We start from the raw sequence: 12,807 nt of genomic DNA, 5'->3' as shown, positions 1-12,807 counted from the left end.
GATTAAGTCTTGAAGAAAGGCTCCGAATATATGATGTGGATGGTGTAGATTGGGGCCAGTACATTTCAATTTTTTTGAAAAAATAGGGAATTTTTTATTGTCAAAATGAAAGGGGGGTTATTTCAAACCTCCCTTTTTCTGATTACCAATTATGAAGGAGTCTTTAAATTTTTCAAGGAGTTCGGACTTATAAACACCTCCTGCGGGTATTCTCGACATTGTTTTTAAAAATATTTCATTTCCATCCAGTGCTTCTATTTCATCTAATGCTACAATATAGGATTTATGAACCCTAACGAATTTACTTAAGGGTAGCTTTTCCATAATTTCACCTATCCTTATATACGTAATTACTGCACTTTCTTGACTTTTGAGATAAATACGTATATAATTCTGTAAGCCTTCCACATATTTTATATCACTAAACTCAATCTTCTTGAATTTACCACGATGCTCGGTTTTTACAAAAAGGAATTCATCTTCATTGGCTTTGATATTTGATGCCACTTTAGGAAATTCATTTAATATTTTTGTTACAGCCTTCAAAAATCTTTCATATCGAATAGGCTTCACTAAATAATCAGAAACTTGGTACTCATACCCAGAAACAGCATATTCTGTAAATGCAGTGGTCATAATGACCGAACATTTGGGTTTTAAGATTTCTATTAACTCAAATCCTGTTATTTTTGGCATTTGTATATCTAAAAATAGTATATCTATTTCTAAAAATTTAATTTCATTTAGGGCTTGAGTTGGGTCGGTGGCTGAACCAATTAGCTGTAAAAATGGGGTTTCATTAATATATTGTGTAAGTAGGTTAATTGCTGGTGGTTCATCATCCACTATAAAACATCTTAGCATAGCATTAATAGTAGTTTATACTTAAATTACAATAGTATCGATTATTTTTCACATCTGTTTTGAATTGAAAATTTTCTTCTCCATAAATCATTTTAAGCCTTGCTTTTATATTACTTTGTCCAATTTCCGTAGAAGGCAAATATGAAGTTTGGTGTTGGACCTTATTGACAGATTGATATAAAAATCGGTCTTCTTCTAATATGATGTTTATTTGGCAGGATTCATTACTATCAAACAAGTCTCCATATTTAAAACAGTTTTCAATCAGCGTTAGAAGTATCATAGGCGGAATTGTTTTATTTTTGCAGTTGCTACCACCTACAATGTTAAGTGAAAGATTCATAATATCATTATATCTGTTTTTTTGTAAATCTATATAGTTCTTTATATGGTTAATTTCACCTTCAACAGGTACTAAATCTGCATTATGATTTTCAATTAATGAGTATCTCATAATATCAGATAATAAAAGAATTGACTCTGAAATTTTGGGGTGTAATGTTCGAACCTCTGAATAAAAAAAATTCAATGTATTAAACAAGAAATGAGGGTTAATTTGAGCATTCAACCTTGACATTTCTGATTTTTGGCCTTCTATTTGAAGTTGTTGATTACGAATTTTTTCCTCATGAAGCTTAATTTCATTATTGTACTTATCTTTTTCTAACAGAAAAATCACTTCTTGTTTTTTTATTGTATTTATGGCAAAATAAAATCCTGTCCCCATTCCACCAAAAAAAAAATATATAATAAATCCATCTAAATAGGTTGTAGTGCTTTTTGAACTTGAAGCAGTTACTCCCCAACGCCATAATACATCATTAATAATAATCCTGAGTATTGTAAAAACAATAAAAATTAGAATGAAGCTTGTTAACTTCCACCCCCCCCTCAATCTTAACAAAAGGAAGAATTGTAAGTAGAAGCATACAGAAATAGCCAAAAGGTTATGTACATAAACATCAATAAATCTATCAACAGTACTTATGTTCTTGGGTTCAATTAAATAAGCATTAAAAGCGATAAATACATAAGTATTCCAAAAAAGACCGTGTATCCACCAGTTTAACAGGATGCCCTTTTCTCTTAGTTTAATGTTATTCGCAAGATTCATATCGGCAATAGTTTAGAATATATAATCTTTTTCTTTTTAGTTTTTGCAGACAACAACTTTGGTCTGTAAACATAAACAATTATGACTAATGAAAAAGACACAAACATCATTAAGATTAACTAAAACAACCGTATCATTTTTTAAATCATTATCAACAAATGGCAAAACGAGTGTTACTATTCCAACAACAGTTATGATAAACAATCGTTAATACATCTTCTTTTATGACTCAAATTTATGATAATTTCGCAAAATCAATTCAAATTGAGAATAATTTTTGCGAAGTTATTATGAATAACGCCACTAATTTTGATTCTATTTCAAAAGAATCTTTGACGAAGTATGATAATGAATTAGAACTTTGGCATTATACTTTGATTGGGTTTTATCTCAAAAAAAAATCGGATAAAACATTCTTTAAAAGAGTTAATGACATTATACTTCAAAAAGGTATTGAACTGTCCGAGCGGAATGCTATTCATTATTGGAACGGTGCTTCAATGTCGATTAACTATTTTTTTTCATTACCTCCAAATGAAACCATTAAAGCAATAGAAATATTAACAGAAAAAATAATTCAAAAATTTTATGCTTTCTATCAAGAAGAACCGCTCAATTTAAGTATCAAAAATGGTATTGTTGGTATTACTATATGTCTTTGTTTGGCATTTGAAAGAACGGGAAATAAGCAAATATTGTCTGTTCTTGATAATATAATAGAGTCCATAGTTAAAGTAAAAATGGATGTTTATACTAATAGCGAATTTTTGAATTTTTTTCCAGATAAGTACGACCGAAACACGAATGAAATTATTATGACAAACAATTTATCATGGGATACTGGTAATCTTGCTTTGGCTCTCCTTTTTTTTAGATTGGGTAAATGTTTGGACAAATCATATACAGGTTGGGCATTAAGAATTTTATCTTTTTCTCTCATTCAAAAAAAAGAACTATTGGATAATAATGGAATTTCTATTATTTCGGGTTATACTGGAAATGCAATGTTATATCATTACTTTGGGTCAATGTATAGAAATCCAAAGTATTTACAAGTTGCAAGTTACTGGCTTAAAGAAGCCAATATTCTTGTCCCGAATATAAAAACAAATCAAGTTACCTCTATTATGGATGGTTATTTGGGTTTAAATCTCGTGAATTATTCAATAGAAAAAAACACCACTGATTGGTTTAATCTTTTGCTTTTACATTGATACTATTTCGCTTTGTAAGAGACCGATAACTGCGAAATAATACGTCGTAAATAATATACTCGTTTAATCGTTGATTGGAAATATGCCAGCGATTAATGCTCATATGCAAATAACTCGCTACTAAATCATCACTTTTTTTGATTCTTTCAAACCACTTTGATTTATTCAATACAGACCGATATTTTTTAAATACCGATTTGATGGGTCTATATGAGAACAACATATCACCCTCTCCTGATGCTATTTTATCAATTATCGTTCTTTCCGTTCGATATAAACTACTTAATTTTTCTTTGAGTGAACTATCGTTTATAAATTCATTTGCAAAGCTTTCTCTTAATTTTTCCACTAATAATAGTTTATCGTCTAATTTGTAGCCGAATAAGTCCAGCCAATTATGTACGTGATAAATACCAAGATACCATCTTGAAGAGTCATCAAATGAACCTAATTTTACTAAAATTTCTGAATAAATACTACTATCTATAAAAAATAGTGTTTCTGATAATTCTATGTTTTCAATACCATATCGTCCCAATTCTCTTTCATAGCTGTCATGCTGAACCTTCCAAAATGGCAGGTAGTCTTTTATTGATTCCAATTTTTGGTTTATTTTCTCAATAAGTGCTGCACGGTCTTGCTCATTATTTACAAAAAAACGAATTCGTAAGTGATGGTGTGGGTCATTGAATCTGACGAAAAACCATTTTTCTATTCGCTGACCTACCCAATCTGTTATTATCTCAGTTATCTTTAATAATAGCAAGTCTGCCATCTGAGTTCCACAATATATTTTTATGTATAACCATTCGGAACCTGGAATGAATTGTTTCTTAATATTTGAAGTTGAAATATAGGCAGATTTAGGTCCTTCTACTGTTTTGTAGAAGGCGAATATAGTTTGATTGACAAATGGTTCTCCCAATTTTGTCAAGGTCGGTTTATCCGAAAAATGTAACCATTCTGTTAATATAGTTTTTTCATTATTTTTCAAATTATCTAAAAGCAAATCTATCCCAATATTTGAAAGCGTATCTATCACTAACTCGTTGTCGCCGTCCGTTATTGATACATACTTCGGAATTTTCCAATTTTTGCAAAACATTACCAATGACTCTTTTTTAATCATTTCTGAATGACTTTTATATAAAACCCATTTTGCTAACCTCAAAATGACATTTTTATATCTTATTCTTGGCGTATAAGTAACATACTTTTCCCAATCACCCATTTCTATAAATAGACTTTTAATTCCTTGATGTTGTACCGAACATAAGAAATTGTACACAGGCAATGAGTCATTACTAAAGTTATGAGCATTTGAAAGTCTCGGAATAACTCTTCTGTTAAATTTTGTTGAAAATAAGATTATTTCATCATCTATTACCCCAACTGACAAATCTGTGATGGTGATTTGTTTGCTTGGCTCAATACAAGAGCCTGATAAATAATCTATTTCGTAATCAAAAAAACTTGGCCTGGATAATATATTCCCTACACGTTTTTCGGGTAGATGAACTACTTCTGCTATTATTGTATTTTTATAATACTCCTTCTCTTTCTGTGCAATATTCATTGCTAATGATTTTATTTCGGGATTTGCAAAGCAAAAACGACCTAAAAGATTTATGCCTGTGCTGCATCCAACTTCGGTTAAAATGATATATTCCTTATCAGAAATATTCACATTCGAGGTAATTACGGAAAAAGTAGGAGACATTTTAGAAACTTTTGAAGAAAAATGAATCACGTCTTCATCTGTAATTTCAATTTCACAAGCATTATTTCTTATGGCTTGCTCATATTTTGATACCCAAAGTTTTTCTACATTGGTATTAAGGTTAGACCTACTTCTACCTTCGGATTTATAGTCTATCTGATTGATAATTTGAGATGATTCCACCGTGCCGAACATTTTCAATTGAGGGAAACCAATACCAAATTCTGAATCTAATACTTCTCCAAGAGGAACAAATTGTCTATCGTACTTTTCAGAAAAAGCATCTTTGAACGCTCTGAGCGTATCATCTTGTTCTGAAGATAGTTTACTTAAAATTTCAATACCATTTAATACAATGCCAGCAACTTGTTTTTGCTTCAATACGATTGAATCTAAAAAATGGTATATTAGCAAAAAATAGTTGGTAAAATGCACAAAAATCAATTGTAAAGAATTAATAATCAGCGACTTACCTTGTAGTTTTTGAATGATTGATGAAATTAGTTTCATCAATCATTTTTTATTTCATGAAAATAGAAAAAAAAGCGATGCTGGGCTTGTGGATTTCAGTCGAGTATCAAATGGGGTAAACAGGCAGGCAAACAGCGATACAAGTGTAAAAATTGCGAGATTTTTTATTGTGAACAACGCAAGGATGTCCGCCAAAAGAATCGTTTTATTTGGTTTAAGAAATGGGTATTAGAACGCCAAACATTAAAGGTTTTAAGTAGGGAGAGCAGTTATAGCCAACGAACACTTCAAACCTTATTCTATGAGTTTTTAGCCCAAGCCCCTGTGCTAAAAATCCAAAATAATCGAGTGCTTCATATGCGGATGGATGGGACATACTTCAAGCAGTTTTGTCTGATTAGTTATCAAGACCATCATAGTAACTATACTCAACTTATCAGGTTTAGTGATGAGGAAAGATATGAAGAAATCAAGGAGGATTTACAGAATCTATTACGATTAGGTTTAAAGATTGAAAGTATGACAGTAGATGGGCAAAAAGGGACACTTAGAGCGATTAGAGAGGTATTGACTGAAACTAAAATCCAGCGTTGTTTGGTACATATTCAGCGTCAGAGCCTCATTTGGCTTACCAATAGTCCTAAACATACATCAGCTAAAGAACTTCGAAAAATCGTACTATTGATTAGTAAAATATCGACTCATAACGACAAAATTGCTTGGCTGAGACAGTTCAAGCAGTGGGAGATAGCTCATAAATCCTATTATCAACAAAAATCTTTTAACTCAGAAACAGACCGATATTGGTACACACATAAATTGTTAAGGAGAACGTTCATCTACATCAAATCAGCTATTCCCAACATGTTCCATTTTCTGGATGATGAAGCTATTCCTAAAACTACTAACGGCATTGAAGGTTTCTTTTCTCATCTCAAAAATCATTTGGATATTCATAGAGGTTTGACGACGGAGCATCGAAAAAATTTCATCAAGTGGTATATCTATTTCTCTAACGAAAAGTGAGTTTTTTTAGCCATAAGCAATGCCGACAGAACAAAAAATGTAGCCCTGATGAGAGCTACATTCTGTCGTGTATTGGCCAATTTTATTGCTGATTTGTTGGTCTCCACCAGAGCAAATGTCCTCTTCAAACTGGCAGCGAATATTAATACTTTTTTTACAAATTTCCACCAACTATTTTTTGCCACATTACCAAAAATAAAACCTTTCAAAGGTATGATAAATTTAGTTACAAAACGCTGTAAGAATTAATTCTATTCTATAGAAACATTCGTAAAAATTCAAATGAATCATAGCATACAAAAACGAAAAACGAGGGTCATAGAGTTAACCGAATACCAGGCCATATTGTATATAAAGCATCTTGGAAACCAACCATATAACGAAGTTAAATTTGATTGTAGAAAAAACTAATCGTCAGTTATAGCCTAAATTACTGGCATAGTGTCTTTCAAAACTTCTATCGTATAAGTAAAGGTATCTTGATAAACCCAGAAAAAATAGTTAGTCAACAAAGATGTATTATTTTATTGAGTGATAATTCAAGGTTTACTTATTCCAGACGTAGGTATAAAGTTGCATTTCCTTGAACTATCTATATACAAACGGCCTATTTTTAAATCTAAAAATCGAAATACGATGAACTTATCCTTTAAAATTCTAAAATGAGGTTCTTATAGTAAATAGCCTAAAAATTAACTTTTCAAACCGAAGCGACGTTCGCTAAACAGTTAGTTAATCTTGATATAATCACCAATTTTCACTTTCCTATACCTCAAATATTTGTAAAGCGTCATCTTAGAAACACCAATCTCTTTGGCAATCTGATTGACACCCATTTTTCCTTCTTTGTAATAGGTTTCGGCAAGAATTGCTTTTTGCACGGCATCTTTTGTCATACCCTGTCGGCGACCTCCTTTTCTGCCTCGGGCTCTTGCGGCTTCCAAACCAGATTTTGTTCTTTCTCTGATTAGGTCTCTTTCAAACTCAGCAAACGAAGCTGAAATATTAAAAAATAATCTACCTTGGGGAGTTGTGGTATCAATAGCATCATTGATACTTCTGATACCAACTTCTTTTTGATTGAGTTCAGCAACCACATCGAGCAAGTGTTTGAGCGAACGCCCCAATCGGTCGAGTTTATAAACCACTACAATATCTCCTTTTCTAAGATGGTTCATAAGTTTTTGTAGTTCGGGTCTATCGGTTTTTGCTCCTGAGGCTGTTTCTTTAAAAATTAATTCACAGCCGTCTTTTTCAAGTGCATCTATTTGTAAGTCGAGCACTTGGTCTTTGGTGCTAACCCTTGCGTAGCCTATTTTCATTTTTAGTAATAATGTATATACTTATACAAGTAATGATTATAGATTTTATACTTTGATATATATACAACAAATATATACAATTATAGGCATACTTAATAAATATAATAGATTAAATAAAAAAGAAGATGAAGTTGTCCATTTAAACGGACGTTTTTTAATACAACTATGCACAGTAAATTTATAAAGCTATTGAGTATGTTTTCTTTACAGTTTCTTCAATTTACCCAGTAAAGGATTTACGTCAGTTTGCAAAGTGGAAGTAGCAATAGATGTAACTAAAAATTCCTAGTTTTGGAATATCCATGAATTTTAATTACTACATAATTTAAGTTTGGGTATACGCCAACTTTCATTACTTAATATAACTTCGACCTTTTAGACATGAATATATTTAAATACTTTCTAACGACATTATTCATCATAAGAATTATCACCAAATGATATTTATTTAGAAAATACTCATGTATTTTAGCATTGTGATAATAGATAAGTACCTTGAAATTCTATTGCTACGGCAATAACTAAAATACTCCATGTCTCTATTTTTCGTAAAGTTTTAGGAATGAGTATTTCATAGAAATGATGATTAATTGTAAACAAATTAATCATGATAAAAACAAAGTAATCAATCTTTTAAAAAAATAAAAGTGAGAGAAATTGAAGTAAAAATTCCAATTATTAGGCCTGAAGGGATTGATAATTTCCATTTTAATGGAATAGATTGGCCGTTAAATTTTACTAAAAATCATAATCTTTTTCATATTAATCGATTGGAGGAGTTTATTCATAGAATTTCTTTCCCACTACCCCCACATCGAAAAACAGTATTTGATATTATATTTCTTACTAAAGGCAATTCTATTCGGAGTAAGGGATTACTCAAATATGAATTTACAGCCGGACAACTTTTCTTTTTGCCAGCGTATCAAATCACTTCACACGACTATATAAGCAAAGATGCAGAAGGTTTTTTCTTACATTTTGATTCTTCAATTTTTAAAAATCACAATCTTGATAAATTTTTAAAGGATTTTAATTTCTTAGGTTTTCTTAATCACCCAGTTGTGAAATTAGACACCCAATCTATAGTTGCATTTGTAAATATTTTTGAAAGACTTGAAACCCTGGTTAATGAAACCAAAACTAATGAATTAGATTTAATTAGTATCTACCTTTTTGCATTACTCAAGGAATCTGCAAAATTTGCCACTGAAGAAAAGAATGTAATTAAAAATGCTTCAGCTTTGCTCACAGAAAGATATAAGGAAGCCCTTTCTCAATATATTTATACGAAACAAAAGGTAAAAGAATATGCAGACTACTTAAATGTAACTCCCAATCATTTAAACAAGTGTGTAAAAAAAACCACAATGAAGTCTGCCCAAGAGTTATTAAATGAAATGTTAATAATGGAGGCTAAATCACTTTTGAAATTTTCAAACCTTCAAATCTCCGAAATCGCTGTAAAGTTAGGAAATCATACACCTAGTAATTTTGCGAGATTTTTCAAAAGTAAGACTAGCATGATGCCCAAAGATTATCGATAATTTATGCGAAATCTATTCAAATTTGTTTCAATAAAGCCAGCCAGCCTCATAAAAAATCCATTAAAATTTATGTATTTCTTATATTCTTTCTCAATCTAAATAGGGTTGCAATTTTTTAATTCTTTTAGGATTTACGACGTATTTTAACGCCTAATATTGTACCACAGACCCTTGGGCATTTTTTGCTCGCATGGGAGAAATTTTATTAAATCTTAGATTCTCTATCATCAGATCACGTCTTTTCGAATATTTTCAGATTATCTTCCTTTGAAACATTTGTAGCTATTAAAATCAATATCGGTTTAGGATACACTTATATTTTTAAATTTAAAACTAATTTAAAAAATATAAATAGATTGATTATGAATATTTTTTGAGTTCTTTTGATTCACATAAAGTTTAAAATAATCTGACATTTGTACAAATATTTAGCATAATAATACAATTATAGGAAAGATGCTACATTTTGTTGAAGACAATTTAGTTAGTCTATTGATATTCAATTAAAGTTTTTTTAATGCTATGAAGGTAACATACATATTCTTGCAGCTAGAGTTTACATTTCTCAAGTAATGAATAAAAAATATCCTAAAACCTAGTTTTTATTAAAACTTCTTTAGAATCAAGCATTTGTCATTCAACAATATTTGCATTTGCTACAGAGGGGCTAAAGCAATAATTTCAGATGCTACTTCGTGGTTAGGCTTCCTTAGTCAAGTTTTATTACCCGCCATTGTATGGACATGGAGCGAAGGGCATTTACTTGACTCAATAAAATATTTTTGAAAATATCTGCTAAATAATTAATCAAAATCATAGTGTTTTAGATTGATAATGACGATTAAGATTAATTTCAAAAAATATCAAATACTAGTTTTTTTAAATATTAAAAGCATTCAATTTTAGAAACGTATATGGCAAAGAATCCTCATTTTCTTTCTCAAATGGCTCATGTAGAGGTATTAACTACTGACCTCGACAAATCTGTTGAATTTTTCAGAGACATTGTTGGTATGGACGAAACCGGTCGTGAAGAATCGTCAGTTTACCTCCGAGCTTGGGGAGATTATTTTCATCATACACTAAAGCTTACTAAAAGTAAAAAATCAGGCCTTGGACATATCGGCTGGCGAGCTGATAGTGCGGAGGCACTTGAAGAATGTGTTGCACATCTTCAAAAATTGGGTGCTGGATTAGGCTGGGTAGAAGGCGATTTAGGGCATGGAAAAGCTTATCGTTTTCAATCTCCAGACGGGCATATACATGAAGTATTTTGGGATGTAGTTTGGTTGCGAGAAACTGGCGAAAGAGGTAGTATTTATGCTGATCGATATGCAAGTAACCGTAAATTAGGTGCAAATCCACGCCGTTTCGACCACGTAACTTATATGGTGGCAAAAGGTAAATATGCTGCTGAAAAAGCATTTTGGCAAACCTTTGGACTGAAAAATCCTGACGAAATTCGTATTAGTGATGAGATTCCCCCAATTGGAGGTTTATGGACAATTGGTAACTTATCACATGATATTGCAGTTTTTACTGACCCAAATCTTGACGAAAATGAAGGGGTTTTGAATCATATATGTTGGAATGTGGATAGCCGTGAGGAAGTTTTGATAGCTCTTGACTATTTCATAGAAAAAGGTTTTAAAAGTGTAATGGGTGCTCCAACACGCCACAAAGCCGATGAAGGTTTTTTCATTTATATCACCGACCCAGGAAGTGGAATCTTGTTTGAATACTATGCTTGTGCGAGATTGGTATTTGCACCAGATCACTTAGATGTTCATTACCTAAAAGACAACCCAAACGATGCTTGGGGAAGTGCCAATCCATTTGCCGAAATGGGGAAAGGCAAAAAAATGGGCATTTCAGAAGACGGAACTGTAAAACCAGCAGACGTTTAATGATTTGGGATTTTTGATTTGGGGTTGTGGATTTATTGAAAGAAACTTTTATGTTCAAATCATTACACAAAAAACTAAATCAAAATGACACAAAAAGAACTACAAGTTAGATTAGAAACCTATGCAATTGAGATTATAAAGTTTGCTGAAAAATTACCAGAGCCGCTTGTAGGGGGAAATCAACAAATGATTTCAAATATAAATTAGAAATTGTAGAAGAAGAGTTAGATGAAACTATGTTTTGGTTAGAATTCACAGTTGGCCTTGATGATTCAAAAAGAGATTTAGTTTCTCCTTTTTGGAAAGAAGGCAATGAATAATTGTCAATCATAGTTTCAAGTATTAATTCTGTCAAAAAGAAGTTGAAGAATAATTGATTAGGATAAAAGGTATAAATCCAAAATCCGAAATCCCCAATCCAAAATCAGTATGTGGCATTATTTTCCTGGGCAGTATATGCCCTCATATCAAGTAAATAGAGCATTGACCCAAGCCCATTATGGTGGCGGTGAATTTGCCGAAATATTAGAAGTAGCGGGCGAAATAGACCCATCCGACCGTGAGAGCTTTAATCGGGCATGGGTAAAAATGGGCGATAAAGTCTACGAAAAAGCCGAGGCCTATGCCGCCGCGGGTGAGCGAGTATCTGCTCGACGAACTTACCTTAGAGCGTTCAATTACCTTCGCACTGCTGAGTTTTTCATGACTCTACGTGATGAGCGTAAAATCCCCTATTATATCAAATGCCGTGATGCCTTTATCAAAGCCATTGATTTATTTGATGAGCGTCCAATTACGGTAGATATTCCATTTGAAGGTTCTTTCCTTCCAGCCTATCTTTTCAAACCATTAGGTGTAAAAAATCCGCCAGTAATGGTCATGTTTGGTGGCTTGGATAGTTTGGCCGAAGAATTGTATTTCGGTATTGCCCAACATCTCAACGAACGTGGCATTGCCATGATGGCCGTTGATGGCCCAGGGCAAGGAGCGGCATTAAGATTAAATCATATTCATACTCGCTACGATTATAATGTAGCTGGTTCAGCAGTTTTAGATTACATTATTGATAACCTTGTCGAACACGTTGATACTTCAAGAGTAGGAATCGGAGCCGTTTCGATGGGTGGGTATATGGCCGCTCGTTGTGCAGCTTTTGAGCCTCGCTTCAAAGTTTGTATGATTTTCGGTGCAGTTTGGTCTTATTATGATATTTGGAAAAATCGCCCAGATAATCACCCTTTGGCCGAAATCGTGCAGCACATCGTAGGGGCTGACAACATGACCGAGGCACGTGAACGCTTGAAAAACTTTACGTTGGAAGGTGTGGCTGAGAAAATCCAATGCCCAACCTACATTCTTCACGGGGAAGATGACCGCCAGAATTTTGTAGAAAATGCTTACAAAGTAAATGAGGCTCTCACTTGCGAACACGTAATGGAAATTGTGCCTAAAGAAGAAAGCGGTTCGGCTCATTGCTCAGTGGATGACTTCACGAAGTCGTTTAATATGTACGATTGGATTGAGAAGAAGATAAAAGCATAAATTGATTTTGGATTTTGGAATGCGGATTTGGAAATTATTTTCTTAAAATCCAAAATCCAGAATCCCAATTCCGAAATTAA

At 32.4% G+C, this 12,807-nt stretch carries 11 protein-coding genes; 7 read left to right on the top strand and 4 right to left on the bottom strand.

Annotated features, from left to right (window positions below):
- Nucleotides 1-117: 117 nt before the first annotated feature.
- Nucleotides 118-864: a LytR/AlgR family response regulator transcription factor gene (locus tag EMTOL_RS20840; RefSeq protein WP_015031149.1), complete on the bottom strand. Its 747-nt coding sequence runs from the start codon at nucleotides 862-864 to the stop codon at nucleotides 118-120.
- A gap of 4 nt (nucleotides 865-868) precedes the next feature.
- On the bottom strand, nucleotides 869-1,978 hold the full coding sequence (locus tag EMTOL_RS20835) for a sensor histidine kinase (protein ID WP_015031148.1): 1,110 nt from the start codon (nucleotides 1,976-1,978) through the stop codon (nucleotides 869-871).
- Nucleotides 1,979-2,202: 224 nt separating this feature from the next.
- Here EMTOL_RS20835 and EMTOL_RS20830 point away from each other — a divergent pair, with 224 nt between their 5' ends.
- The gene (locus EMTOL_RS20830) at nucleotides 2,203-3,192 is read left to right on the top strand and encodes a hypothetical protein (RefSeq protein ID WP_015031147.1); all 990 of its coding nucleotides are present in this window, start codon (nucleotides 2,203-2,205) and stop codon (nucleotides 3,190-3,192) included.
- Here the strand turns inward: EMTOL_RS20830 and EMTOL_RS20825 are convergent.
- Complete coding sequence (locus EMTOL_RS20825) at nucleotides 3,170-5,293, bottom strand: lantibiotic dehydratase (protein WP_305953321.1); 2,124 nt, start codon at nucleotides 5,291-5,293, stop codon at nucleotides 3,170-3,172. The two genes, EMTOL_RS20830 and EMTOL_RS20825, sit on opposite strands and share 23 nt — an antisense overlap.
- Nucleotides 5,294-5,488: 195 nt before the next feature.
- Between EMTOL_RS20825 and EMTOL_RS20820 the strand changes: the two genes are divergently transcribed.
- Nucleotides 5,489-6,409 (top strand): IS256 family transposase, variant Zn-binding type, encoded by a 921-nt coding sequence (locus EMTOL_RS20820; RefSeq protein ID WP_041694377.1) that lies wholly within the window; start codon nucleotides 5,489-5,491, stop codon nucleotides 6,407-6,409.
- A gap of 410 nt (nucleotides 6,410-6,819) precedes the next feature.
- Nucleotides 6,820-6,996, top strand: coding sequence for a LytTR family transcriptional regulator DNA-binding domain-containing protein (locus EMTOL_RS22670; protein ID WP_374755382.1), 177 nt, complete (start codon nucleotides 6,820-6,822; stop codon nucleotides 6,994-6,996).
- 141 nt (nucleotides 6,997-7,137) lie between these two features.
- Here EMTOL_RS22670 and EMTOL_RS20810 read toward each other — a convergent pair whose 3' ends face one another.
- Nucleotides 7,138-7,731, bottom strand: a complete 594-nt coding sequence (locus EMTOL_RS20810) for a recombinase family protein (protein WP_015031144.1) — start codon at nucleotides 7,729-7,731, stop codon at nucleotides 7,138-7,140.
- A gap of 647 nt (nucleotides 7,732-8,378) precedes the next feature.
- Here EMTOL_RS20810 and EMTOL_RS20805 point away from each other — a divergent pair.
- The 4 genes from EMTOL_RS20805 to EMTOL_RS20795 all read left to right on the top strand — a co-directional run bounded on the left by EMTOL_RS20805 (nucleotide 8,379) and on the right by EMTOL_RS20795 (nucleotide 12,727).
- Nucleotides 8,379-9,278 carry an AraC family transcriptional regulator gene (locus tag EMTOL_RS20805; RefSeq protein ID WP_015031143.1) on the top strand — a complete coding sequence of 300 codons (900 nt, stop codon included), beginning with the start codon at nucleotides 8,379-8,381 and terminating at the stop codon, nucleotides 9,276-9,278.
- Between the two features lie 914 nt (nucleotides 9,279-10,192).
- Nucleotides 10,193-11,185: a VOC family protein gene (locus EMTOL_RS20800; RefSeq protein ID WP_015031142.1), complete on the top strand. Its 993-nt coding sequence runs from the start codon at nucleotides 10,193-10,195 to the stop codon at nucleotides 11,183-11,185.
- Nucleotides 11,186-11,269: 84 nt separating this feature from the next.
- Complete coding sequence (locus EMTOL_RS22555; protein WP_015031141.1) at nucleotides 11,270-11,392, top strand: hypothetical protein; 123 nt, start codon at nucleotides 11,270-11,272, stop codon at nucleotides 11,390-11,392.
- A 222-nt stretch (nucleotides 11,393-11,614) separates the two neighbouring features.
- Nucleotides 11,615-12,727 (top strand): alpha/beta hydrolase family protein, encoded by a 1,113-nt coding sequence (locus EMTOL_RS20795; RefSeq protein WP_015031140.1) that lies wholly within the window; start codon nucleotides 11,615-11,617, stop codon nucleotides 12,725-12,727.
- The last annotated feature ends 80 nt before the right edge of the window (nucleotides 12,728-12,807 follow it).

Origin of the sequence: Emticicia oligotrophica DSM 17448 (assembly GCF_000263195.1) — a bacterium.
Taxonomy (GTDB): Bacteria; Bacteroidota; Bacteroidia; order Cytophagales; family Spirosomataceae; genus Emticicia; species Emticicia oligotrophica.
This window is presented reverse-complemented; position numbering and strand designations above follow the sequence as displayed.

What these genes read in the sequence shown, in the direction of transcription:
- EMTOL_RS20840 (WP_015031149.1), bottom strand. Translation starts at nt 864, where the DNA reads ATGCTAAGATGTTTTATAGTGGATGATGAACCACCAGCAATTAACCTA.
- EMTOL_RS20835 (WP_015031148.1), bottom strand. Translation starts at nt 1,978, where the DNA reads ATGAATCTTGCGAATAACATTAAACTAAGAGAAAAGGGCATCCTGTTA.
- EMTOL_RS20830 (WP_015031147.1), top strand. Translation starts at nt 2,203, where the DNA reads ATGACTCAAATTTATGATAATTTCGCAAAATCAATTCAAATTGAGAAT.
- EMTOL_RS20810 (WP_015031144.1), bottom strand. Translation starts at nt 7,731, where the DNA reads ATGAAAATAGGCTACGCAAGGGTTAGCACCAAAGACCAAGTGCTCGAC.
- EMTOL_RS20800 (WP_015031142.1), top strand. Translation starts at nt 10,193, where the DNA reads ATGGCAAAGAATCCTCATTTTCTTTCTCAAATGGCTCATGTAGAGGTA.
- EMTOL_RS22555 (WP_015031141.1), top strand. Translation starts at nt 11,270, where the DNA reads ATGACACAAAAAGAACTACAAGTTAGATTAGAAACCTATGCAATTGAG.
- EMTOL_RS20795 (WP_015031140.1), top strand. Translation starts at nt 11,615, where the DNA reads ATGTGGCATTATTTTCCTGGGCAGTATATGCCCTCATATCAAGTAAAT.